The following is a 24,404-nucleotide window of genomic DNA, read 5'->3' as shown; positions in this document are numbered from 1 at the left end:
CACCGATGAACTTCTCCAAATTCTTCATCACACGGCCCATCTTCGCGGCGGTGCTGTCACTGGTGCTGCTGATCGCAGGCTCCATTTCGCTGTTCCAGTTGCCCATCAGTGAATACCCCGAGGTCGTACCGCCTACGGTTGTGGTACGCGCCAACTTCCCGGGTGCCAACCCCAAGGTCATCGGCGAAACCGTTGCCGCGCCCCTGGAGCAAGCCATTACCGGGGTCGAGAACATGCTCTACATGTCCTCGCAATCCACCGCCGATGGCAAGCTGACCTTGACCATCACCTTCGCCCTGGGGACCGACCTGGACAATGCCCAGGTGCAGGTGCAGAACCGTGTGACCCGCACGCAGCCCAAGCTGCCCGAGGAAGTGACACGTATCGGTATCACGGTGGACAAGGCGTCGCCCGACCTGACCATGGTCGTGCACCTGACTTCACCGGACAACCGCTATGACATGCTCTACCTGTCCAACTACGCCATCCTGAACATCAAGGACGAGCTGGCACGGTTGGGTGGTGTGGGTGATGTGCAGCTGTTTGGCATGGGCGACTACTCCCTGCGCGTCTGGCTGGATCCGAACAAGACCGCCTCGCGCAACCTGACGGCTACCGATGTGGTCACTGCAATTCGCGAGCAGAACCGCCAGGTGGCCGCGGGTCAGCTGGGTGCTCCGCCGGCGCCGGGCTCCACCAGCTTCCAGCTCTCGATCAACACCCAGGGCCGCCTGGTCAATGAGGAAGAATTCGAGAACATCATCATCCGTGCCGGTGCGGACGGTGAGATCACGCGCCTGAAGGACATCGCTCGTGTCGAACTGGGCTCTAGCCAGTACGCGCTGCGCTCGCTGCTCAACAACCAGCCTGCCGTGGCCATCCCGATCTTCCAGCGCCCGGGCTCGAACGCCATCGACATCTCCGATGAAGTACGCGCCAAGATGGCGGAATTGAAGAAAGACTTCCCCGAGGGCATGGACTACAGCATCGTCTACGACCCTACCGTGTTCGTGCGCGGCTCGATCGAGGCGGTGGTGCACACGCTGTTCGAAGCATTGGTACTGGTGGTGCTGGTGGTCATCCTGTTCCTGCAGACCTGGCGTGCATCGATCATTCCGCTACTGGCCGTACCGGTATCGCTGATCGGCACCTTCGCCGTGATGCACCTGTTCGGCTTCTCGCTCAATGCCCTTTCCTTGTTCGGGTTGGTGCTGGCAATCGGCATCGTGGTCGATGACGCCATCGTGGTAGTGGAGAACGTCGAGCGCAACATCGGGCTGGGTCTCAAACCGCTCGAAGCCACGCAAAAAGCCATGAGCGAGGTGACAGGCCCGATCATCGCCACCGCCTTGGTGCTGTGCGCGGTGTTCGTACCCGCAGCGTTCATCTCGGGGCTGACTGGACAGTTCTACAAGCAGTTTGCCCTGACCATTGCGATCTCCACGGTGATCTCGGCGTTCAACTCGCTGACCCTGTCCCCTGCCTTGGCGGCGGTACTGCTCAAGGACCACCATGCGCCCAGGGACAAATTCTCGCGGCTGTTGGACAGGTTGCTGGGTAGCTGGCTTTTTGCGCCCTTCAACCGCTTCTTCGACCGCGCCAGCCATCGCTACGTGGGCGGTGTCCGCCGAGTGATCCGTTCCAGTGGCATCGCCCTGTTCGTCTATGCCGGTTTGATGGGCCTGACCTATCTGGGTTTCTCCTCCACGCCGACCGGTTTCGTGCCTGCCCAGGACAAGCAGTACTTGGTGGCGTTTGCCCAATTGCCGGATGCCGCCAGCCTTGATCGCACCGAAGCGGTGATCAAGCGCATGAGCGAGATTGCCCTCAAGCAACCGGGCGTGGCGGACTCTGTCGCGTTCCCGGGCCTGTCCATCAATGGCTTCACCAACAGCCCCAACAGCGGCATCGTGTTCACGCCTCTCAAGCCCTTCGACGAGCGCAAGGACCCCAGCCAGTCGGCCGCTGCCATCGCCGCAGCCTTGAACGCCCAGTTCGCCGACATTCAGGACGCCTACATCGCGATCTTCCCACCGCCGCCCGTGCAAGGGCTCGGCACCATCGGTGGCTTCCGCCTGCAGATCGAGGACCGTGGCAACCTGGGTTACGAAGCGCTGTACAAGGAAACCCAGAACATCATTGCCAAGAGCCATGAGGTGCCTGAGCTTGCGGGACTGTTCACCAGCTACCAGGTCAACGTGCCGCAGGTCGATGCGGCCATCGATCGCGAGAAAGCCAAGACCCACGGCGTGGCCATCAACGATATCTTCGACACTCTGCAAGTGTACCTGGGGTCGCTGTATACCAATGACTTCAACCGATTCGGACGTACCTACCAGGTCAACGTGCAGGCCGAGCAGCAGTTCCGACTCGACGCCGAGCAGATTGGCCAATTGAAGGTGCGCAACAACCGGGGCGAGATGATCCCATTGGCCACGTTCCTCAAGGTCACCGACACCTCCGGGCCCGATCGCGTGATGCACTACAACGGCTTCATCACTGCAGAAATCAATGGCGCAGCGGCGCCTGGGTACAGCTCAGGCCAGGCAGAAGCAGCCATCGAGAAACTCCTGAAGCAGGAATTGCCCAACGGCATGACCTTCGAGTGGACGGACCTGACCTACCAGCAGATCCTCTCGGGCAACACTGCGCTGTTCGTGTTCCCGTTGTGCGTGTTGTTGGCGTTCCTGGTACTGGCCGCCCAGTACGAGAGCTGGAGCCTGCCCTTGGCGGTGATCCTGATCGTGCCGATGACGCTGCTCTCGGCCATTACTGGCGTCATTGTCTCCGGTGGTGACAACAACATCTTCACCCAGATCGGGCTCATCGTTCTGGTCGGGCTTGCCTGCAAGAACGCCATCCTGATCGTGGAGTTCGCCAAGGACGAGCAGGCCAAAGGCCTCGATCCTCTGGCTGCGGTGCTGGAAGCCTGCCGTCTGCGTTTGCGCCCCATCCTGATGACGTCCATCGCGTTCATCATGGGTGTCGTACCGCTGGTGTTCAGCTCGGGAGCAGGCTCGGAGATGCGTCATGCCATGGGCGTGGCGGTGTTCTCCGGGATGATCGGCGTCACGGTGTTCGGCCTGTTCCTGACCCCGGTGTTCTTCTTCCTGATCCGCCGTTTTGTCGAGCGACGTCAGGCCCGCAAGGCCGAGCGCATCCATCCGCTGGAGAACCCTGCATGAACCTGTTCAAACACCTGACACCGAGCCTGCTCAGCCTGGCCCTGGCGGCCTGCGCGGTGGGGCCTGATTACCACGCGCCGGCTACTGCCCCAGCTCAGCTGGACGTCGATGCCCAGGCCAAGGCCTATGACCGCACCCGTTTCGAGAGCCTTTGGTGGAAACAGTTCGACGACCCGACCCTGAACCAACTGGTGCAGGCCTCGTTGGAAGGTAACCGAGATCTACGGGTCGCTTTCGCACGACTCAAGTCGGCCAGGGCGATTCGGGACGATGCCGAAAACGATCTGTTCCCGGTCGTGACCAGCCGTGCCAGCAGTGAAGTGGGCAAAGGCCAGGTGCCTGGCCAGACTGACCATCGGGTCAATGCCGAGCGCTACGACCTGGGCCTGGACATGGCGTGGGAAGTCGACCTGTTCGGGCGGATTACGCGCCAGATCGAAGCCAGCCAGGCTCAGGAAGCAGCAGCGGCGGCTGACCTTCAGCAACTTCAGGTCAGCCTAATCGCCGAGCTGGTCGACGCCTACGGTCAGCTGCGCGGCGCGCAACTGCGTGAACACATAGCCTTGGCGAACCTCAAGACCCAGCAACAATCGCGCACCATCACTGAAACGCTGCGCGATGCCGGGGTGGGTAATGAACTGGACGTGGTACGGGCCGACGCGCGCTTGGCAGGGGTCGAAGCCAGTGTGCCGCAGTTGCAGGCCCAACAGGCCAGATCACGGCATCGCATCGCCACCTTGCTGGGCCGTCGACCTGACGCAATCGGCGTTGACCTGTCCCCCAAAGCACTGCCAGCCATCGCCAAGGCCTTGCCTGTCGGTGACCCTGGTGAACTGCTGCGCCGACGCCCCGACATACGCAGCGCCGAACGCCAGCTCGCTGCGGCCACCGCAAACGTCGGGGTGGCGACGGCAGATCTGTTTCCCCGGGTGAGCCTGAGCGGTTTCCTGGGCTTCACCGCAGCGCGCGGCTCCCAGCTCGGCTCCTCGGCAGCGGGCGCCTGGGGGTTGGGGCCCAGCATTACTTGGGCGGCCTTTGACTTGGGCAGCGTGAGGGCACGCCTGCGCGGCGCCAAAGCCGACGCGCAAGGCGCGCTGGCTAACTATGAGCAGCAGGTATTGCTGGCGTTGGAAGAGTCGGCCAATGCGTTCAGCGACTACGACAAGATCCAGCAGCGGCTGCTGTCGCTGATGCGCCAGAGCGAGGCCAGCCGCAAAGCGGCCGACCTGGCGTCGATCCGCTACCGCGAGGGGTCAGTCGATTACCTGGTGCTGCTCGATGCCGAGCGCGAGCGCCTGAGTGCGGAGGATGCACAGGCCCTTGGCGAGGTCGACCTCTATCGGGGAATCGTTTCAATTTACAAGGCACTCGGTGGCGGCTGGCAACCTGACACGGTAGCCAGCTCGCACTGAACCGCAGCTCAACAAGCTCCTTTGGTTGGTCCCGGACCGGCCGTTTGCCCCGCAGATCGAGTTCTGCGGGGCTTTTTTTGCTCGGGCCTGCGGGTTTCAGGCAAAGCCTGCCACAGGCGTACCCAGCCCGGTTGCATTTAACCGAAGGCTGGCCCAAGCTTTGCCTCTCCTGACACACGGACCGTCCGATGCCAAGACGTACCCGCTACCTGATTGCACTGCTGGCGTTGATGATGCTGTCAGCGCTGTTCGGTTATCTGTGGCGCGACGTGGAGCCTGATCAGCCAGCACTGCCCCCGCATAGCTACGTGAAGGCACTGCGCCAGGCCCATGACGGTCAGCCCGGCGCTGCACGGGTCTTGTACCAACAGCTTCAGCGCCATGACCTACCGGCCATCCGCCGAGCGGCCCTGTATGCCGAGCTGCCCAATTACCCGTCTGCGCTAGCCTTCAAGCTGGCCCAGGCAGATCTGGACCATGCCGATGCCATCGTTCGTCGCGCCGCCGTGTCCGCGATCAGCCGCCTGCTGCCTGGGCCTCAGCGGAGCCTGATACTTGGCCCCCTGCTTGAAGACAGCGATCAGAGCGTTCGTTTTGCGGCCGTAGGGGCGCTGTTGGACGTGGACGCTGACAGCATGGGCCTGTATCTGCGTGCCTTGCACGAAGCCATTGGGGCGCAGGAGCAGGTTCTGCTCGCCCAGCCCCAGGACGTCGATGCACAGGTCCAGCTGGCCCGCCTGTACCTGCACGAGGACGAGTATGCCAAGGCGGCCGCTGCCATCGAGCGGGCATTGGCGGGCGATAACAGCAACCTCGATGCCGTGGCGTTGAAGGTGACCGTGCTCGAGCGCCAAGGGGCGCACGATGTTGCACGTCAGGTGCTGGCCGATGCGTTGGCAGTGACACCCGATTCGGCGTTCTTGCAGCATGAACTCGGCCGTTGGCTGATTCGTCACGACCAGCAGGAATACGCGCTATTGGCGCTGTCGCGGGCGGTCGAACTGGAGCCGGACAATGCCGAGTATCGTCTGACCCTTGCCACGACCTTGCATGACCTTGAACAGCTGGATGCGGCTCAGAGACAGCTGGAAGCCATCTTGAGCAGAGCGCCAGCCAATCGGCAAGCCAGAGTCCTGTTGATCGAGTACTGGAAAGCGTCCGGACAGTTGCAGAATGTCCAGGTGCTGCTCGCCGAACTCGAGCGCCAGAACCCTGATGATCCATTCCTGCAGAAAGACCTTTAGACTCGCGGCCACCCTGCGTCAGCTGTCGATCATCTCCAATGCCTGCTCCGCCAACTGCGCCAGCTGGAATGGCTTGCGCAGAAGCGCCGTTCCGGGCTGCTCAGTGGCGTCGGAGTCGATTTCCTGCAAGGCATAGCCCGTGATGAACAGGATCTTCTGGTCTGGCTTGAGCATGCGCATGGCCTTGGCCACTTGCCTGCCACTGAAGCTGCCGGGCAACCCGATGTCAGTAATCACCAGCTCGAAAGGTTCATCCTGGCGAAAGCGCTGCAGAGCACTGTTGGCATCCGCGACATCGGTTACATCGAAGCCAGATTCAATCAAGTATTCGCGCATCACCGTACGCAGGTTCGATTCATCATCGACCAGCAGTACGCGCTCGCCGCTCCCTACCCGGCTTGAGCTCTTGCGACCGGCGAGCGTTTCGTGAACGGCCTCAAAGCAGCGTGGGAACAGCATGCTTACCTTGGTCCCCTCGCCCACCGTAGACTCGATCCACGCATAGCCACCCGATTGACGAACGAAACCGTAGACCATTGATAGCCCCAGCCCAGCCCCCCGACCTGGAGGCTTGCTGGTGAAGAAGGGTTCGAAAGCCCTGGCCACGTCGCTGGCCGGCATGCCATGACCTTCATCGGCTATATGCAGGGCCACATAGTCGCCGGCAGGCAACCCTGTTTCATCCGGAAAGGGCACGCTCAGCCGTTCGTTGACGCTGCGAACCCTCACGGTGCCCTTGCCTAGGCTTGCCTCGCGCGCATTGGCGCACAGGCACAGCAATGCGTTTTCGAACGCCGCAATGTCCAAGGCTACGACCCAGGATGCGACGTCCAGTTGCCAGTCGATGTGCATCTCGGGGCCCAGAGCGCTCAGCAGCAGCGGCTCGCTCAGGCGCAGTTGGCGATTGAGGTGAAACGGTCTCGGCGCCGAAGGCCGATCACGAGAAAAGGCGAGCAGGCGATGGGTCAGTTCCATGGCGCGTAGTACCGAATCACGAGAAAGCTTCACATACTCCTCGATACGTTCCAGGCGCCCTTCCTGGAGTCGCAGCTGCAGTAGCTCAAGCCCACCCCCAATACCCGACAGCAGGTTGTTCATCTCGTTGCCCATGCCGCCGGCCAATTGTCCCACCGCCTCCATGCGCTCGGTGTTACGCATCAACATGCGGGATTGGCGCATGGCCTCTTCGCGTGTTCCGGTGATGTCTCGCCCTACGATGGTCACCAATCTCGCACCCACTCGCGCACGCCATCTAAACCAGTGGTAGTGGCCTTCACGGTGCCGCAGGCGCGTCTCGATCTGATGGGTATCGTTACGACGCAGCAGCGATTCAATCGCTAGCTGGACCTGTGCAAGGTCTGCAGGGTGGACCAGGGACAAGATGGGCAAGTGCCGCACCTGCTCCAGCTCCCATCCGAGAATGCTTAGCCAGGTGGGATTGGCATTGTGCAGCTTGAGGTCGGAGGTGACCGTCATCATGGCGTCGTTTGACAGCTGCCAGATTCTTTCCAGCTCGCTGGCATGAGATGCAATCTGCCTCTCCAACGACATGGCCTGGCTTCGCCAATGCTCACGGCCCCCCTTGGTCGCCGTGGTTTCGATGATCGTATGGACAAACCCTGCGACCTCCCCTAACTCATCGTTCAGGGGGGTATAACCCAAGGCGCACCAGATGCCGTCAGCGTGATCGCAGCGAGCGATGTGGACTGGCGGATGTTCGATGAAACTGGAACGGCCCGCTAGCGCGTCGAACACAGACGGGCCCAGACTTTCCCAGTCGTCGTGCCACAGCGTATCGAAACGCGCACCTAACGTGATTGGCGATCCCTTGAGCGCCACATAGGCGTCGTTGGGTATGACCGTCAGTTGACTGCCCCACACCACAGCACACGCAAACGGCGAGCGAGACATGGTGTCGACTGCGATGCGCAAGCAGGCAGGCCAGTGGGGCAAGGCCCCCAGAGGCGTATGCGACCAATCGAAGCGGATTACTTGTTCCTTGAAATCGCTTGGGCGTGTCCGTTTGGAGAGTCTAGTTGCGACCGATCTCGTTGAGACTCCAGGTCCTTCTTTGCCGACCAATGTGGTTCTCCGTCGTTAAGCGAAAGCCGGTGGCCTTAGTGATGGGCCTGCACGCAAGCTCCATGCGCCGTGCCACGTTAGCATAGGCCAGCGCGACACGCAGACACTCCTGCCCCGGATGTGCCGGCGCAAGCCCATTCATCTGTTGCTGCACCGCTTATGAATACGGATGGCAGCTACGTTCAGCCTAACCAAATCCCACACCTTCTCGGCTATCCCCCTACAGTGGTGCTTTCGACAACGCCCTAGGCTTGAGCCAGCTGCCTACCCTGGGCAGCGCGAGGCTTGAGGAACGATGATCGATGGACAAGTTCATGCATGCGGGGCGGAGCCTGCTTGAGTTGGTACTGCTGATGGCTGTAGGTCTGGTACCTGTCTTTTCAGGACTACTGGTCATCAACTATCAGCAGGAGGCCAAGCTTGCGGACAACGCTGAAGTGTCGGTTCGGGAGGCGGTTTTCAGCGTCGATCAAGCCTTGGACCGCGTACAAGAGGTGGCCATGAGCACGCTGCCACTGGCTGGTCAGCCTTGCAGTAGCATCAGACGCGCCCTTGTCGACCAGGTGACCAGCCGTTCGATGCTCAGGTCGCTGGCTGTGATTGATGACGGCAAGGCCTATTGCGGCTCCGCCTCGGACTCGCATGAGCTGCTGACTGAAATCGCCTCGACCGGGCAACTGTTGACGTTCAACCACCTGATGCAGGATGCGAAGGGTTACTTGCTGATGAACATGTACGTGCAAGGTGAGAAAAAAGGCGTGATCGCAACAAGCTTTCCAGTGCAATTACGCACTGAACTTGACGCTTTCAAGGACGGACTCGCGCTGGTGTTGGAGTTTGACAAGCACTCTGTCTGGAAGGATGGCGATAGCCTGAACGGTACAAGGCCTTCCGTCGCGGAATTCACCCATGAACTGGGGTCCACCCAGTACCCTTACCGGGTGGTCGCTGGCTATCCCGCGGGTTACGCCGCCCAGGAACTGCGCACTGCCGTGTTCAAGATGCTCCCTTCATTGATGCTGGTGGGGCTCATGACGGGCTCGGTGATCTACATGGTGTTGAGCAAAATGCGCGGCAGGCAGCGAAACAGTGCCGTCGATCGCCCAGGACCATGACGGCACCGCCGGTATTTACTCGACGCTGAGCACGCCGCGGCGAACCTGGTCACGCTCGATGGATTCGAACAGCGCCTTGAAGTTGCCTTCTCCGAATCCGTCGTCACCCTTGCGCTGGATGAACTCGAAGAACACCGGCCCCAGCAGCGTTTCGGAGAATATCTGCAACAACAGTCGTTTGTCCCCGGCTTGTGCTGCACCGTCCAGCAAAATGCCACGTGCCTGAAGCTGATCCACCGGCTCACCATGGTCAGGCAGGCGTTCGGGAAGCATCTCGTAGTAAGTCTGCGGCGGCGGGGTCATGAAGCGCATGCCCAGACCTTTGAGCGCATCCCAGGTCTTGACCAGGTCGTCGGTCGAGAACGCGACATGCTGAATGCCTTCGCCATTGAACTGCATCAGGAACTCTTCGATCTGCCCCGCACCCTTGGACGACTCTTCGTTGAGCGGAATCCGGATCATGCCATCGGGCGCAGTCATCGCCTTGGAGGTCAGACCTGTGTATTCCCCCTTGATATCGAAGTAGCGTATTTCGCGGAAGTTGAACAACTTCTCGTAGAACCCAGCCCAATAGGCCATGCGCCCGCGATAGACGTTATGGGTCAGGTGGTCGATGACCTTCAGGCCTGCACCGGTCGGGTGGCGATCCACGCCGTCGATGAAGTTGAAGTCGATGTCATAGATCGAGCTACCTTCTTCAAAACGGTCGATAAGGTAAAGCGGGGCACCGCCGATGCCCTTGATCGCCGGAAGACGCAGTTCCATCGGGCCCGTCTCGATCTCGACGGGCTGTGCGCCCAGCTCCAGGGCGCGGGCGTAAGCATCGTGAGCGTTGCGCACACGAAACGCCATGCCGCAAATGGACGGGCCATGCTCAGCGGCGAAATACGAAGCTACGCTTCTGGGTTCATTGTTCAAGATCAGGTTGATGTCGCCCTGTCGATACAGGTGCACATCCTTGGAGCGGTGGGTGGCCACCTTGGTGAAGCCCAGCATCTGGAATACAGGCTCCAGAACCCCGGGAGTAGGCGAAGCCAGCTCGATGAACTCAAAGCCCATCAAACCCATAGGATTGTCGAAAATATCAGCCATGTGCGTGTCCTCATCTGCAGCGAATTCAATGTTTGCCTGGGATGTCGAACAGCGCCGGCGGGGAGCACGGAATGCCCCGCACACTGCGCGCGAGGAAGTCACCAATGATCAATCTGAAGCCAGGGTATGTCATAGGACCCGTACTCAGCAGGTGTGACGCCTTCGGAACAAAGGCGCCTTATTGTTTTTTTCGTAAACCGATTCTACACAGCGTAATTTGTTTTGTCCCGCATTAGTTCCTCACCCCTGGGCACAGGGCTATGCTTTGTAACGTCTCCTTCGATCAGTTGCCACTATGCCCCTTTCTAGAAAATCGCGCTCAGGCTTCGGCTGGCGAACCCTGCTGCCCTGGATGGTCGGCGCATTCCCTATCGCATGCGGCCTGACCGTTATGAACTGGCAGATTGAGCGTGATCTGCAAGCCGGCAGCCGAGCGACTGCCGAGCAAGTCATCGAGCATGTCGAGCGCATCCTCGACGGCGCCTCGCGTACGGCGATCGCGTTGCTACCCTCGGCGGGTACGCCGTGTACCGAGGCGCAGCTGCTGTTACGTGGCGAAGTGACCCGCAACGCCTTCATTCGCTCGACCAACCTGGTCAAGCAGGATCGGTTGTACTGCAGTTCGTTGTTCGGGACGTTCGATGAACCGGTAACAGCCAGCGACTATGTCGATGGGCACTTGTGGTTGATGGACGGCAATTCCGTCACACCTGGGCACCCGCTGCTGGTCTATCGCGCCAGTGACAAAGACCGCGCGGCAATCACCACGGTCGATGGCGATCATCTGCTGATGGCGCTGCGTCTGCTGGGTGCAGGCCACGCACTGTACCTGCGCGTGGGAAACGCCTGGATGGGCCGAGACGGCATCGTTCACCGGGGGCCGGCACCGGTTGCGGTTAGCGCCCCCGTGTTCATGGCGTCTGCACATTATCCGTTCAGCGTTGAAGGCGGCTATATGGCGCACCAGTCGAGCCGGCTTTGGCGCAGCCACTATCTGGCGCTTCTGGGCTTACTGGCGGTGCTGGGCGTTGTTGCCGGCGTTGTCTGTCGCTGGCAGATCAGGCGGGCCACCTCGCCGCGTGCCGAGCTGCGCAGGGCATTGGAGGCCGACGAGTTCATGCCCTACTTCCAGCCTGTGGTTCGTCGAGGGGATTACCGCTGGGCCGGTGCAGAAGTGCTGATGCGCTGGAATCACCCGAGTGAAGGTCTGGTTAGGCCCGACCTGTTCATTCCCTATGCCGAGCACAGCGGTCAGATCGTGGCGATGACCCGTTCGCTGATGAAGCATACGGCGAGCAGCCTGGCGCCCTATGTCGCCCTGATGGAGGACGGGTTCCACATCGGCATCAACATCACGGCCGACCACTGCCGCAGCCTTGAGCTTCTGGATGACTGCCGCGCATTCCTGGCCCACTTCCCACCCGGTCGGGTCATCCTCACCCTGGAGTTGACCGAACGCAAGTTGCTCGAACCCTCGCCCACGACGCTGGAGCTGTTCGAGCAGTTGCATGAGATCGGCGTAATGATCGCCCTCGACGATTTCGGCACGGGCCAGTCGAGCCTCAACTACCTCAGGCAGTTCAAGGTGGATTACCTGAAGATCGACCAGAGCTTCGTCGCCTTGATCGGCGGGGACGCGTTGTCCGTTGCCATTCTCGAAACCATCATCGAGCTGTCGGTCAAGTTGGGTCTTGGCATCGTAGCCGAAGGCGTCGAAACGGCGGTTCAGCGTGATTACCTCGAACAACATGGGGTTCACTTCCAGCAGGGTTATCTATACGCCAAACCCATGCCTGCCGCTCAGTTTCTGCAGGCGCTGGCGGCGCAGCCCGCCGCTTCGCGGTTGCCGCAGAGCACGCCCCCTGAGATCATGCGCGGCTGATCTCAACGCTCATCTCCTGCATACGAGGCACTTGTGTCAAAAGGGATTGTTACATCGGTCACGGCGTCCTGCCTGTTCGCCGTGATGTACTTCTATACATCGCTGCTCAAGCCACTGGACGGCGAGGAAATCTTCGGCTGGCGCACCCTGCTCACGCTGCCATGCCTGACCCTGTTCATGCTGGTGTCCAAGGACTGGGCAAGGGTGGGCGAACTGCTGCGCAGGGTCCGGCGTACACCACAGCTGCTGCTGGGTATGGTGGGTACGTCCTGGCTGATGGGCGTGCAACTGTGGCTGTTCCTGTGGGCGCCGCTGCACGGACGCAGTCTGGAAGTGTCGATGGGGTACTTCATGTTGCCCCTGGCCATGGTGCTCACGGGCCGGTTGGTCTACGGCGAGCAATTGTCGCACTTGCAGAAAATTGCAGTGGGCTGTGCGGCGCTTGGTGTGGGCCATGAACTATATCAGCATGGCAGTTTCGCCTGGGAAACCTTGGTAGTGGTGGTCGGCTACCCCATTTATTTCGTGCTCCGGCGCCGCTGCGGCACGGATCATCTGGGCGGGCTGTGGTGCGACATGTGCCTGCTGTTGCCTTGGGCCCTCTACTTCGTGGTGCAAGGGCCGCTTTCCAGCGCCGACATGCAGGCCCATCCCGGCCTTTACGTACTCATTCCCGTGCTGGGAGCGATCAGCGCGTCTGCGTTGATCGCCTACGTCATGGCCAGCAGGCTATTGCCGTTCAGCCTGTTCGGGTTGCTCAGCTACGTCGAGCCTGTCTTGCTGGTCGGCGTAGCCTTGCTGTTGGGCGAAACCATCGGTGCAGACCAATGGCTGACCTACCTGCCCATCTGGGGGGCCGTGGTGGTGCTGGTCATCGAAGGATTCAAGCACATGCTGCGTCACCGTCGGCGTTCTGTTTGAGGCGCACCTGACGCACCCGACGCTCTTCTACCGCCTCGACGATCAGCGTCCAGTCATTCCAGGCAAGACGATCGCCTACTACCGGAAGGCGATCGAGCAAGCTCATCACCAGGCCCGCCAGGGTCTGGTAGTCCTCGGTCGCACGGGCGGCGAAGCCCGTTCGAGCCTGCACCTGAGCCAGGTTCACTGCGCCGCTGACGACGAAGCCCTCCCCATCCTGGATGATCCCAGGCCCCTCCACTTCACTGGCGTCAGGTAGCTCACCGGCGATGGATTCAAGAATGTCGGTCATGGTCAGCACACCCGTGAAATCACCGAACTCGTTGACCACGAAAGCAATGTGGGTGGATTGGCTGCGCATCTGTTCGAGTGCATTGAGGATGCTGAAACTGTCCAGCAGGTTCAACGGTGCCCGGGCCATGCCTTCCAGGTCAGGCTGATTGCCCGACAGCAGCTCCTTGAACAGCTCCTTCTTGTGCACGAAGCCCAGTGGCTCGTCCACCCGACCGTTACGGATCAGCGGCAGCCGCGAGTAAGGCGAATTGATCAAGGCTCGCGTGATGGCGTCGGCCGGTTGGGCCAGATCGATCACGTCGACTTCCGAGCGCACGGTCATGACTGTCCGGATCGGGCGTTCGGCCAGGTTCAGCACGCCGCTGATCATGATCCGCTCACGACGATCGAACAGCACCTGTTCGCCATTGCCCTCTAGCATGTCGGCGATTTCTTCCCCAACTTCGTCAGCTTCGACGCGACGACCGCCCAGCAGGCGCAACACCGCATGCGCCGTACGTTCACGCAAAGGTCGATGCTGCTGCAGGCTGCGCTTGCGCCGCGCCCTGGCCAGCTGGTTGAACAGCTCGATCAGAATCGAGAAACCGATCGCTGCGTACAGATAGCCTTTGGGGATATGGAAGCCCAGGCCTTCTGCGGTCAGACTGAAACCGATCATCATCAAAAAGCCCAGGCACAGCATGATGACCGTCGGGTGGGCATTGACGAACCGGGTCAGCGGCTTGCTGGCCACAATCATGATACCGATGGAGAAAATCACCGCGATCATCATGATGGACAGGTGTTCGACCATGCCGACGGCGGTGATCACCGCATCCAGGGAGAAGACCGCATCGAGTACCACGATCTGCGCCACGATTGGCCAGAAGGCGGCGTGACGAACGGGGCCGCTGGCCTGGGCAACATGGCCCTCGAGCCGCTCATGCAATTCCATGGTCGCCTTGAAGAGCAGGAACACACCACCAAACAGCATGATCAAGTCGCGCCCGGAGAAACTCTTGTCGAACACCTCGAACAGCGGCGCCGTAAGGGTGACCATCCAGGAGATGCTCGCCAGTAGGCCCAAGCGCATGATCAGCGCCAGGCTCAGGCCAATGATGCGCGCGCGGTCGCGCTGATGAGGGGGAAGCTTGTCTGCCAGGATGGCGATGAATACCAGGTTGTCGATACCCAGCACCAATTCCAGGACGATAAGCGTGAGCAGGCCTAGCCAGGCCGTCGGATCAGCCAGCCATTCCATCAGCGAGTACTCGTCAAAATTGAAGGGGTTGAACGATGTGGCCAGCAAGGCCGGGGACTGGGAGGCTCCGCGAAGGTGCTCATAGTGACCTGAATAACAATTAGGGAAGATGATCCTACAAGCACAGCAGGTTTTTCGGTAAGCGCAAAACTATTACAAACCGTTAGCAGCTATGCCCGTGCACGGCCGGTGCGCTCCCCTGGCACCAGGTAGGCACTTTTGTTCAATACCTGACTGACGTTGCGCCTGGATGATGTGCGGTAAATGACCCACGAGTACGTTCCCATGAATCTAGCATTGTCCATGGCTGCCTTCGCACTGGCGGCCTCCATTTCGCCTGGGCCAGTCAATGTGGTGGCCCTGGCCAGCGGCGTTCGACACGGCCTGCGCGCAAGCCTTGGCCACGCAGCAGGCGCGACATTCGGTTTTTGTGTGCTCCTGCTCCTGGTGGGGAACGGCCTGCACCAGTTGCTGGGACATTGGGGGCCGCTACAGGGTGTACTCCAGGCAGGTGGGGTGCTGTTTCTGCTTTACATGGCCTTGCGGCTCGCCAGTGACGACGGCGCACTGGGGGCCGGTCATGCCTGCGCACCCCCTTCAGCCTGGTGCGGCGCAACCATGCAGTGGTTGAACCCCAAGGCGTGGCTTGCCGCCGTGGCCGGGGTGGGCGCCTACACGGCTGGCGAGCAACAAGCGCTGTGGATCTTTACCTGGATATACGCACCGATATGCTTCGTGTCCGTGGCCTGCTGGGCTTGGGCAGGCAGCGTGGCGGGCCAGCACCTGCAGAGCCCGCGGCCGCTGCGCCTGTTGAATCGTACGCTTGCCGCTTTGTTGGTCGCCAGCGCGTTGGGGCTGGTCATCTAAACGCTGTGGTTTGCCGATAATGCCCGGGGGTGGCCGCCAGATGACGCTTGAATGCCCGCTGCAAGTGCGACTGGTCGGCAAAGCCTGCGGACTGGGCAGCCTCGGCGATCGATTGCCCGTGGCGCAAGTGCGAGCGGGCCAATTGCACACGCTGATCAAGCAGGTAACCGTGGGGCGTCAAGCCGAAGCGCTTGCCAAAGGCGCGGATCAGGTAGGCACGCGACAAGCCGCAGGCCGTGGCGATGTCCTCAAGCGTCAGCGGGTCGCTTCGATGGGCGCGGATAAACGCTGCGGCCGCTTCAAGGCGTGGGTTGATTCCATCCTCTGACGCCGGTTCTTGGCCAAGGAACCTGGGCAGGTCGCACAGCATCGCTCTAAGTCGTTGCTCGCGATCAGCCGCATCAGGGTCAAACAGCGCAGCGCACACCGATAGCACTTGCTGGTACAGGCCCGGGGCTGCGCTGTAACGTTGGCTCGGCAAGGTTAAGCCCACCGATGCCAACCATGGCGTGTCGATGAACAGCATGATGTACGACCACGGCAGACCCGAGACAGGATTGCACGCGTGAATCACACCCGGGTTGATCAACACCGTGCTGCCGGCCGCCACCTCGAACTGGTCATGACCGCTGACGTAAGTACTGCGCCCGCCGGTGATTACCCCGAGTGAAAAACTCTCGTGGGAATGAGCGGCATGGCATACCTGACGCCCGTCTCCGACCACTCGCGCCTCGACGAAAGGCAGTGCCGAATCACGCCAGAACCGAGATACCTCAAGCATCGCCGCCTTATCCCCTTCCCATGCAATCGGCCGATACTACACCGCCGGAGAGGGAAACAGGTCCAGCGTTCGCTCTACCTCCTGGATGTCGATACGAAAGCCGTCCCCGTCGGGCACGCCAACCACGAACCCGAAATGCTGATGGTCGCGGTCGGTGAGGTATTTGTAGTAGCTGACGAAGCGGTTCGGGGGCTGGAGGGTCAGCAGACACCCGCCCGCCTCCAGCACGTTCACACCGTGAACCAGTTGGCTACCCTCCACCCCTATGACCACATGCGCCCCGGCGCAGGCTGCGACGATCGAAGGCACGTCGCTTTTCAACGGATCGACCACGCGGAACCCTCGGGTAACGCGCAAGTGCTCAGCCAGTGCCAGTTCGTTGCGCAGCAAACGCAGATCACCGTCGCCTCCGCGCAGCAGAAAGACACCTGGATGCGGGCAATGGGCCACATGTGCCCGAAGTTTGTCGCCCATCGCCCGATAGCGGGCATGGCGGTCGCGGTTGTTGCTCTGGTCGTCGAACAGCACCAGTTCGCGAAAGAACGCCGTGCGCAGGCGATGCGGCTGCATGCCAAGCCATGCTTCATAGGCAGGGGCCTGGGTGAAGATTGGGTACTTTGCAGAGGGCGCGGTAGTGACGGGCATGCCCTCGTTGCAGGCCAGTGCATAGGTCGGGCAGTCCTCCATCAACCAGGTGCCAAACCATGCATTGCCGTTATGGGTGCAGTAGATGGCCCCGCGATCGATTTCATGCTCAACGCTCAGGGGGGGGAACGCGCTGTGCCTGTGCGACAGCCACTGGGCAGCCCTGCCCTTGTACAACGCGCCGTCGATCAACCACACGTCCCTGCACAAGTAGCCGCGGGTCGATCCATGCGCAGTCCGAATGCCGCCTTCCATGGTCGAGCGCGGGTGCACGAAGGGATAGAACCGCTTGCCTTCCCAGCCTGTGACGCGTTCGAGCTGGCCTGGCAAGAATATCGCGGGCGGGGTTATGGACATCTCGCCCGGCGCAATGTCCCACGAACGCTCGGCAATGCTCCTGATGTCTGGCGAGGGCTGCCTGAGCAGGCGCTTGCGCACCATGTACTGATAAGCGGCCAGGGTCCATGAGCGCGACGACAGGGCCGCGGGCAAAGTGCTGGGCTGCAAGCTATCACCTGCCATTGAACGTCTCCCCGCAAAACTGTCGATTAAGGTGGCCGCCTGGCCCATGCGTTGCCTGGACCGCACTCAGGTACAGGTGATGATCTCCATCGCCGGCGCTGATGGCAGGCCTGCATAACGCTGCCTGAGCGCCGCGATCAGCTGATCGCCCGCTCCCGTGGCCCCGTACAAGTAGATCTTGCTGAGCCCGCCGAAGACCATTTCGTGATAACGACTGGCCAGCGCCTGTTCGCTCGCACCGTCAGGCACGCCGAGGTGCAGCGTCAGCTTGTCACCTTCGACGGCGAACAGGGGTGTCTCCCAGAGAAAATGAGCGATACCGGATTTAGGCAGGCGTACGAAGAGGTGGGCGTGGTTGCCCAGCGAGTCGACGTCGCCGCCTCTGCGGCGCTTCCATTTCAACAGCCCGTCGTCAGGCCGCGCCAGACACAGGCCGATGTCGTAGTAATCGAAGCCCTGCCCAAGCGCCCACTCCATCGCCATGTAAGTTGTAATCGAGTTGACTTCACGCAGGCGCTTGGCATCGGAGAACACGGCTTCGCAATAGCCGAAACGCACCGTGCTCCAGTAGCGCTTGCCGGCGCGAACCACTTCACAACCCAGGTGACAACCGATCACTTGATCATCCTGGACGATGAGGTCGAGCCTGCCGACCTGCCTGGCGATTCTGAAGACTTCATCGGTCGGTATCTGCGACGCAAGAAGACCCTTGCGGGCTGTGGCATAGGGGCGCAGAAACTCCCGGTCCGCAGTCTCGATGTCTTCGTCAGACAGCGCCTGGCGCATGTGATAAAGGGGCCGGTGTTTGCGAATGCTGCGGCGCAACTCGCTGTCATAGCGCGCGGTGATGTCCTCAAGGGGGCGCCCCAATGGCACGACGGCACTCACATAGTGAGGCACCGTCAGCGCGCCTGCGGTGGGCACTTCGCTGACCATCACCACAGGTCGTCGCGTGGTGGGTTCAGCAGGGCTGATCATTGCAGAGGGGGGGCTGGCCAGTCCGGTCATCAGCAACTTCGCCATGTCGCGTTGCTGTTTGCGGCCCACGTAAAGGATGTCATGGGCACTTTCGTGTTGCAGGCGAAACCGACTGATTTCCCAACGCCATACACAAGCACGGGCGGCAAGCTCACGCGCCTGGCTTGCCAAATGCCTTAACCGATAGCGCTGAGAAGGTGACAGTGAGCGACGAGCCACTGCCGAGAGCGTCTGTTTCATCAGGTTCAACGTCCACTGAAAGTTTTGCGTTCTTGCAGACATATAAAATGTCAGGCACGACTAACCTATTGATTAATTGAGCATTGCATTACTTTAAGATTCATATTCAGTAACAATTTAAGGTGCTGCCAAAGTGTTTGGCAAGTAGCGAGCCGATATAAAGGCCATATGTTTTATGGCGCCAATAATCCACGGCGCCACCTGGCCCCGATTGGGCCAGGCTATGAGTCATGGCGCCTGGGTAATAACCCAGCACCACCGCATCAGTCACCCATGACGTGTGATAGCGCCTCAATACAAGGAGCTCGCACCACATGTCTGAAAGCAACTCAGTTTCACCTGTGACTTTGCCTCATTGGGCTGCACGGGCCACCGCGCACCAATGGCAGGCCCTCAAGCACACTCAACACCCCACTTGGCAAACGCAAGACTGGTTCTGCAATGCCCCTCCGGATCTGAGGGAAACCGTTGCCGCCAGTCATCGAAGATTGATCAGCGCGCAGGCAGCGCTAGGTCGGGCGATGCGCGGCCTTGAGCAAGTGGCAGAACTCGCCGAACGTGCACTACAGCAGTGCTTGCAGCGTCAGGGGTTAGATGTGGACGTCAACGCCTGCGAGTTGCTGCGCGTCGAGCAAAGTTGGCGATGGGTCGGCCTGCGCTATGTGTTTAGCCACCGACGGGAAAACATCGTAAGGGCTGCATTGCAGAACTTTGCGGAGGATGAAGTGTTCTCTTCCCAGAGTGCAATCGCCCTGAGCAAGGATATTCACATAACGCCCATCACGGTGACGGGCACGGCGCCGATTGGCATGCAAGAGCCGGCTGCACAATTTCCCATCGACTCGGAGCGTTACCAAGTAACACCCTTGCCCCTCACGCCGGCCGCTTTCGCCACCCTGACGCGAGCGCTTGATTTGGGAAGTGCCTACCATGGTCATCTTCAAGGCTATTTCGACAGCCCGGCCGTAAAAGCGCACATGTTGCAGGTGTTCAAAGCGCGTCTGCAGATGGCGGCAGACTTGGCCGTGCTCAGGCACTTGATCAGCGGCAGCGCTCGCGATGACCTTGACCGCCTGCTGCAGGGAGAGCCTTTGACGTGCTGGCGGCTGAGCTTGTTCGGGACCGATCTTTACGAAGTCATGCTGATCGAGCTGGGGCAGAACGGCCTAGGCGTGTACCTGCCCAACCACGAGCCTGCATTGCGCAGCTGCAAGGACCTGGCAGCCGTGCATGAAGCGCTGGCCATCCTGTTGCTCGAGCCTGCAGCACGTGAAGCGTTCACAGGGTATGTAGCCCAAGACCAACGCGAACATTTCTTCGATCTGTTGCAGCAAAACCTCGACGCGGCTGGCAACACTCCGGCCGACAAACCCTGGGAGCGCGCCTTGGACGCAGACCTGCGCCCGGCTCGTCAGCCCATCGAGGGAGACCCGTTCAGCGACTGCTACGTCCGGCACTGGGCACGTTTGCAGCACGAAGCCAGTTTGCTCGCCGTTCCTACTGCACAGTTCGACGCCAGCGCCAGAGCCCAACGTCTGGCGACGTGGGAAAGTCGCGGCTGGGACCTGCTCAACATCGCCAGCTTTTTCGTACCTGGGGTGGGCACTTTCATGTTGGCCGTCACTGCCTGCCAGCTCCTGGGCGAAGCTTTCGAAGGGTATGAAGCCTGGGAAGCCGGGGATCGTCACCTGGCGCTCGAGCACATCGAGTCGGTTGGGATAAACCTTGCTTTGCTGGGCGGTTTCGCCGCAGCCGGACACGCGTTGCCACGATTGTTCGGCAAACTGTCCGGTACGACGCTGCAAGAGGTACGCGGCAGCGACGGCACATTCAGGCTCTGGAACCAGGACTTGGCCCCTTACCGTTCCAAGGAAGTGCTGCCAACGCAGTTGCGGCCCAATGCGCAGGGCCAGTATCTGCATGATGGCCGATACTTCATCAAGATGGACGGACACCTCTATGAGCAACGGCTGGACCCTTCACTGTCGCGCTGGCAAATTGTTCACCCCGAGCGGCCAGATGCCTGGCAGCCCCCCCTTGAGCACAACGGTCAAGGCGCTTGGCGCGCCCAGCACGAGCCGCTAGGCGAGTGGCCGCTGGTAACGCTGGTAGAGCGCCTGGGTGAGCCGTTCGAGGCCTTTACAGCTGAGCAAATCCAGCAAGCGTGCGATGTGACTGGCATCGACGCCGACAACCTGCGAGACCTGCACCTTCGCGGGCAACCGGCGCCGCCGCTGCTGTTGGACGTTCTACAGCGTCTGCGCATAATCGCCGAACGCCCCTCGATGGATGTACAAGGCGCGTCGCAGTGGTTCGAGCAGCGCTACAGCCCAAGCATGCCGCACGATCCCGGCGTGGACCGCTTGCTTACCACCTACCCGCGTCTCACGCCGCCTTTGGCCAGGCAACTGCTGGGCCAGCTGGAGGCCGCCCAAGCGTTGACCTGGGAGCAAGAAGGAACACTGCCTGCCAGGATTCGACAATCGGTAGAACAGGTGCATAGCGAGTTACCTCTGGTTCGGGCGCTGGAGGGCCTGGTGCAGCCGGCGCTCGCCAACGCTGAGACCGAGCGCCTGCTATTCAGCGCACTGGAGGCCATGTCGGACTGGCAAGCCGACATACGTCTGGAACTGCGTGCCGGCAACCCTGACGGTCCCACCCTCGCTCATACCGGCACAGGTCAGCTCATTCGTGTGATCAAATCAAGCCAAGGCTATGAAGCTTTCTTGGGAGAGCGTCCTGCGCCCGGCGTGGTGAGTATCGATCTTTGCCGCGCCATCGAACAGGCACTGCCCCGCGCCCGTCGCGACCTGCTGGGTATCGAGCACCCTGACGGCGTCCACCTTCGCCGTCGGGTGATGACCTGGGTCAGGGCAAACCGCGCCACGCTCGCCCCCAGGCTCTATGGGCAACGCAGCCAACGCCTGGTAACACGGGGTTGGTTGCGGGGTGGAAAGCCGCTCGAACCGCTGCCGGCAGCGCCACGCCAGACCACCTCGTTGAGCGCGGCCTATCGGCGTCTCTACCCCACTGCGACCGACGCAGAATTTGCCGACTGGCTCAATGAAGGGGAAGACGAGGACAACCTGCATGACATGCGCTCACCCACCCAACGCTTGCGCGACCTACAAGCGCGCCTAGAGAACTTGCGTCGTGATCTGGCCCAGTGGGCCGCCCCCAACCCCCAGCGCCCACATCAACGCCACCTTGCCGTGCAGCCCATCATCAATGCCTGGCGACGGGTTTCGTGCACGGTACTCGATGGCGGCGGTTGTCTGTACAGCCTCGATCTCTCCGGGCTGGGCCTGACTCATGATGACTTGGCCAGCTTGCCACTGAGGGATGACTTCCATCACATCGAGCACCTGACGTTGTGCGGCAACCCCGCACTCAGCCAACTGCCTGCGGTCTTCCACCAGCGACTCCCGAACCTCACGCGGTTACTGCTCAGCGATTGCCGCTTCGACCACCTGCCTCGCCTGGCCTTCGGTCAGCGCCTGCGCTGGCTGGATGTGGACCGCAACCGGATTACCTGGGACCCTACGGATCAAATTACCCTGCAACGATACCCCGGCCTGGCCGTACTTGATCTGAGTGAAAACCCGCTGCTGGTCGCGCCCGATCTGCGCCTGCATCCCGACATCAGATCGCTGTTCCTGTCGGGATGCTCGCTGACCGAGTTGCCACAGGGGTTGGCGCAATTAACGGAGCCGCTCGCCGTTGACCTGACGAACAACCAGTTCGTGCAGTTACCCGAGGACTTCACTTTGCCCATTCCCGTAGCTGACACCCTGTCCATGGAAAGCAGTTGGCTGGCAGAGCCGATACTGAGTCAGATCGAAACGTACAATGAGATTCATGACGTGGATCTGTTAGTGAACGAGGGCGACTACACTGAATTCTTCGAACTTGCAGGCCCGCATGAATACAGCCTGTGGCGCCGCTTGCCATTGCAATATCGGCGCGACCTCAGGGCGCTGCTGGACGACGATCCTTTCCTCACCTACCCCGAACGAGCGCGCCGGGAGTTCTGGCGTCGGCTGTCTGTGATCGATAACGCAGGGCCAGACCGGCAGGCCCTGTTGGAACAACCAGCAGAGAGATTGTTCGAGCTCGACCTGTGACACCCTGATCAGGCGCCGGGCGACCGGCGCACTGCTCAAGCGCTTGCTGTGCGCTGGTATTCTGGTCGCCTCAGGCGCATGCTCGTCGCTGAACCGTTTCACTGTGCTAAACCCTTCCCGGCCACTGTGAGGTACAGTTTCATGGAATCCTTGCTCGACAACCTTTACCCCAACGCCGCCGACGTACCTCCAGCGTGGCAACTGGGCGCTCCCCTTGAACAACGTGACTACCTCGTGGGCGGTGAACTGCGCCATTGGGACGGGCCGTTGGCCACAGTCCGTAGCCCCATTTGGCTAAAGGACAACGGCCAGGAGCAACAGGTGGTGCTGGGCCACGCACCGCTGCTGGACGCCGACACGGCCATGACCGCACTGGATGCTGCGGTTCAAGCTTATGACAAGGGGCGCGGTGCATGGCCGAACATGCGCGTGGCAGAGCGCATCGGCCATGTGGAGGCCTTCCTGGCGCGCATGCGCGAGCAGCGCCAGGCCGTGGTCAAGCTACTGATGTGGGAAATCGGCAAGAACCTTGCGGATTCGGAAAAGGAATTCGACCGCACCTGCGACTACATCACTGAAACCATCAATGCCCTCAAGGACCTGGACAGACGCTCCAGCCGCTTCGAACTCGAACAGGGCACCCTGGGCCAGATACGCCGCGCGCCGTTGGGCGTGGCGCTGTGCATGGGCCCGTACAACTACCCTCTCAACGAAACCTTCACCACCCTGATACCGGCCTTGATCATGGGCAACACCGTGGTGTTCAAGCCCGCCAAGTTCGGCGTTTTGCTGATCCGCCCGCTGCTCGAAGCCTTCCGCGACAGCTTCCCGCCCGGTGTCATCAATGTCATCTACGGCAAGGGGCGTGAGACCGTCAGCGCAGTGATGGCCAGCGGCAAGATCGACGTCTTCGCCTTCATCGGCACCCACAAGGCTGCCAGCGACCTCAAAAAGCTGCACCCACGACCACATCGGCTGCGCGCGGCACTGGGCCTGGACGCGAAGAACCCCGGCATTGTGTTGCCTCAGGTCGACTTGGACAACGCCGTCGACCAGGCTCTGACGGGCGCCCTGTCGTTCAACGGCCAGCGTTGCACGGCGCTCAAGATTCTGTTCGTCCATGAAGATGTGGCCGATGCATTTCTGGACAAATTCACGCGCAAGCTCGCCACCCTCAAGCCGGGCATGCCCTGGGAGCCTGGCGTCACCCTGACACCGCTGCCCGAACCCGGGAAGATCGATTACCTCGACGGCCTGGTGCACGATGCGACCGCCAAGGGAGCACGGGTGATCAACGAGCACGGGGGCCGCAGCCGGGGTTCGTTCTTCTACCCCGCCCTGTTGTATCCGGTGTCGGCGCAGATGCGCGTGTACCAGGAAGAACAGTTCGGGCCAGTCGTGCCGATCGTCCCCTACCGCGATCTGCAGACGGTCATCGACTACGTCCTGGACTCGGACTATGGCCAGCAGTTGAGCCTGTTCGGCAGCGACCCTGCCACCGTCGGCAGCCTGATCGACATCTTCGCCAACCAGGTCGGTCGCATCAACATCAACACCCAATGCCAGCGAGGCCCGGACACCTATCCGTTCAATGGCCGCAAAAACAGCGCCGAGGGCACCCTGTCGGTGCACGATGCCCTGCGGGTCTTTTCCATACGCACCCTGGTGGCCACGCGCTTCCAGGACGACAACAAGGCCTTGTTCAGTGACATCATCCGTAATCGACGGTCGAGTTTCCTGACTACCGACTACATCTTCTGACGGTTGAAAGCGGCACCGC

The 24,404-nt window shown here is 61.0% G+C and carries 15 protein-coding genes; 9 read left to right on the top strand and 6 right to left on the bottom strand.

Going from position 1 to position 24,404, the window contains the following annotated elements; all coding sequences use genetic code 11:
• The first annotated feature begins 5 nt into the window (after positions 1 to 5).
• The 3 genes from B2S33_RS18175 to B2S33_RS18165 all read left to right on the top strand — a co-directional run bounded on the left by B2S33_RS18175 (position 6) and on the right by B2S33_RS18165 (position 5,841).
• Entirely contained in the window at positions 6 to 3,185 is a 3,180-nt protein-coding gene (locus B2S33_RS18175) for an efflux RND transporter permease subunit (RefSeq protein WP_059183975.1), read from the top strand.
• Positions 3,182 to 4,597, top strand: a complete 1,416-nt coding sequence (locus B2S33_RS18170) for an efflux transporter outer membrane subunit (protein WP_027914933.1) — start codon at positions 3,182 to 3,184, stop codon at positions 4,595 to 4,597. The genes B2S33_RS18175 and B2S33_RS18170 overlap by 4 nt, the downstream gene beginning before the upstream one ends.
• Before the next feature lie 188 nt (positions 4,598 to 4,785).
• Complete coding sequence (locus tag B2S33_RS18165; protein WP_027914932.1) at positions 4,786 to 5,841, top strand: hypothetical protein; 1,056 nt, start codon at positions 4,786 to 4,788, stop codon at positions 5,839 to 5,841.
• An 18-nt stretch (positions 5,842 to 5,859) separates the two neighbouring features.
• Here B2S33_RS18165 and B2S33_RS18160 read toward each other — a convergent pair whose 3' ends face one another.
• Positions 5,860 to 7,752 carry a hybrid sensor histidine kinase/response regulator gene (locus tag B2S33_RS18160; RefSeq protein ID WP_080992871.1) on the bottom strand — a complete coding sequence of 631 codons (1,893 nt, stop codon included), beginning with the start codon at positions 7,750 to 7,752 and terminating at the stop codon, positions 5,860 to 5,862.
• A gap of 473 nt (positions 7,753 to 8,225) precedes the next feature.
• Between B2S33_RS18160 and B2S33_RS18155 the strand changes: the two genes are divergently transcribed.
• The gene (locus B2S33_RS18155; protein ID WP_027914931.1) at positions 8,226 to 9,038 is read left to right on the top strand and encodes a CSS-motif domain-containing protein; all 813 of its coding nucleotides are present in this window, start codon (positions 8,226 to 8,228) and stop codon (positions 9,036 to 9,038) included.
• Between the two features lie 15 nt (positions 9,039 to 9,053).
• Here the strand turns inward: B2S33_RS18155 and hppD are convergent, their stop codons facing one another.
• Positions 9,054 to 10,130 carry a 4-hydroxyphenylpyruvate dioxygenase gene (gene hppD / locus B2S33_RS18150; protein ID WP_027914930.1) on the bottom strand — a complete coding sequence of 359 codons (1,077 nt, stop codon included), beginning with the start codon at positions 10,128 to 10,130 and terminating at the stop codon, positions 9,054 to 9,056.
• A gap of 295 nt (positions 10,131 to 10,425) precedes the next feature.
• Here hppD and B2S33_RS18145 point away from each other — a divergent pair, with 295 nt between their 5' ends.
• Positions 10,426 to 12,012, top strand: coding sequence for an EAL domain-containing protein (locus B2S33_RS18145; RefSeq protein ID WP_110606439.1), 1,587 nt, complete (start codon positions 10,426 to 10,428; stop codon positions 12,010 to 12,012).
• A 33-nt stretch (positions 12,013 to 12,045) separates the two neighbouring features.
• Positions 12,046 to 12,933, top strand: coding sequence for an EamA family transporter RarD (rarD, locus tag B2S33_RS18140; protein WP_027914928.1), 888 nt, complete (start codon positions 12,046 to 12,048; stop codon positions 12,931 to 12,933).
• Here the strand turns inward: rarD and B2S33_RS18135 are convergent.
• Entirely contained in the window at positions 12,896 to 14,467 is a 1,572-nt protein-coding gene (locus B2S33_RS18135; protein ID WP_288650772.1) for a TerC family protein, read from the bottom strand. The two genes, rarD and B2S33_RS18135, sit on opposite strands and share 38 nt — an antisense overlap.
• A gap of 285 nt (positions 14,468 to 14,752) precedes the next feature.
• On the opposite strand from B2S33_RS18135, the gene B2S33_RS18130 reads away from it, so the two are divergent.
• On the top strand, positions 14,753 to 15,334 hold the full coding sequence (locus B2S33_RS18130; protein ID WP_027914926.1) for a LysE family translocator: 582 nt from the start codon (positions 14,753 to 14,755) through the stop codon (positions 15,332 to 15,334).
• Here the strand turns inward: B2S33_RS18130 and B2S33_RS18125 are convergent.
• From B2S33_RS18125 to B2S33_RS18115, 3 genes are all read right to left on the bottom strand, one after another.
• Positions 15,327 to 16,115, bottom strand: coding sequence for a helix-turn-helix transcriptional regulator (locus B2S33_RS18125; protein WP_027914925.1), 789 nt, complete (start codon positions 16,113 to 16,115; stop codon positions 15,327 to 15,329). The two genes, B2S33_RS18130 and B2S33_RS18125, sit on opposite strands and share 8 nt — an antisense overlap.
• Positions 16,116 to 16,151: 36 nt before the next feature.
• A complete protein-coding gene (locus B2S33_RS18120; RefSeq protein ID WP_027914924.1) occupies positions 16,152 to 17,282 on the bottom strand; it encodes a glycosyltransferase 61 family protein in 1,131 nt (376 codons plus the stop codon).
• A 66-nt stretch (positions 17,283 to 17,348) separates the two neighbouring features.
• Positions 17,349 to 18,500 carry a hypothetical protein gene (locus B2S33_RS18115; RefSeq protein ID WP_288650770.1) on the bottom strand — a complete coding sequence of 384 codons (1,152 nt, stop codon included), beginning with the start codon at positions 18,498 to 18,500 and terminating at the stop codon, positions 17,349 to 17,351.
• Positions 18,501 to 18,814: 314 nt separating this feature from the next.
• Here B2S33_RS18115 and B2S33_RS18110 point away from each other — a divergent pair, with 314 nt between their 5' ends.
• Positions 18,815 to 22,624: a dermonecrotic toxin domain-containing protein gene (locus B2S33_RS18110; protein ID WP_288650769.1), complete on the top strand. Its 3,810-nt coding sequence runs from the start codon at positions 18,815 to 18,817 to the stop codon at positions 22,622 to 22,624.
• Positions 22,625 to 22,765: 141 nt separating this feature from the next.
• Positions 22,766 to 24,385 carry an NADP-dependent glyceraldehyde-3-phosphate dehydrogenase gene (locus B2S33_RS18105; protein ID WP_027914921.1) on the top strand — a complete coding sequence of 540 codons (1,620 nt, stop codon included), beginning with the start codon at positions 22,766 to 22,768 and terminating at the stop codon, positions 24,383 to 24,385.
• Positions 24,386 to 24,404 lie beyond the last annotated feature (19 nt).

Origin of the sequence: Pseudomonas sp. UBA5568 (assembly GCF_002425525.1) — a bacterium.
GTDB classification, from domain to species: Bacteria; Pseudomonadota; Gammaproteobacteria; order Pseudomonadales; family Pseudomonadaceae; genus Aquipseudomonas; species Aquipseudomonas fulva.
Note: the sequence above shows the minus strand (reverse complement) of the source record. Positions and strands in the feature narration are given on the sequence as shown.

Bases quoted from the DNA above. Each gene is read 5' to 3' on its own strand.
- B2S33_RS18155 (WP_027914931.1), top strand. From the start codon at position 8,226: ATGGACAAGTTCATGCATGCGGGGCGGAGCCTGCTTGAGTTGGTACTG.
- B2S33_RS18110 (WP_288650769.1), top strand. From the start codon at position 18,815: ATGTCTGAAAGCAACTCAGTTTCACCTGTGACTTTGCCTCATTGGGCT.
- hppD (WP_027914930.1), bottom strand. From the start codon at position 10,130: ATGGCTGATATTTTCGACAATCCTATGGGTTTGATGGGCTTTGAGTTC.
- B2S33_RS18130 (WP_027914926.1), top strand. From the start codon at position 14,753: ATGAATCTAGCATTGTCCATGGCTGCCTTCGCACTGGCGGCCTCCATT.
- B2S33_RS18125 (WP_027914925.1), bottom strand. From the start codon at position 16,115: ATGCTTGAGGTATCTCGGTTCTGGCGTGATTCGGCACTGCCTTTCGTC.
- B2S33_RS18145 (WP_110606439.1), top strand. From the start codon at position 10,426: ATGCCCCTTTCTAGAAAATCGCGCTCAGGCTTCGGCTGGCGAACCCTG.
- B2S33_RS18120 (WP_027914924.1), bottom strand. From the start codon at position 17,282: ATGGCAGGTGATAGCTTGCAGCCCAGCACTTTGCCCGCGGCCCTGTCG.
- B2S33_RS18170 (WP_027914933.1), top strand. From the start codon at position 3,182: ATGAACCTGTTCAAACACCTGACACCGAGCCTGCTCAGCCTGGCCCTG.
- B2S33_RS18115 (WP_288650770.1), bottom strand. From the start codon at position 18,500: ATGAAACAGACGCTCTCGGCAGTGGCTCGTCGCTCACTGTCACCTTCT.
- B2S33_RS18105 (WP_027914921.1), top strand. From the start codon at position 22,766: ATGGAATCCTTGCTCGACAACCTTTACCCCAACGCCGCCGACGTACCT.
- B2S33_RS18135 (WP_288650772.1), bottom strand. From the start codon at position 14,467: ATGGAATGGCTGGCTGATCCGACGGCCTGGCTAGGCCTGCTCACGCTT.
- B2S33_RS18175 (WP_059183975.1), top strand. From the start codon at position 6: ATGAACTTCTCCAAATTCTTCATCACACGGCCCATCTTCGCGGCGGTG.
- B2S33_RS18165 (WP_027914932.1), top strand. From the start codon at position 4,786: ATGCCAAGACGTACCCGCTACCTGATTGCACTGCTGGCGTTGATGATG.
- B2S33_RS18160 (WP_080992871.1), bottom strand. From the start codon at position 7,752: ATGTCTCGCTCGCCGTTTGCGTGTGCTGTGGTGTGGGGCAGTCAACTG.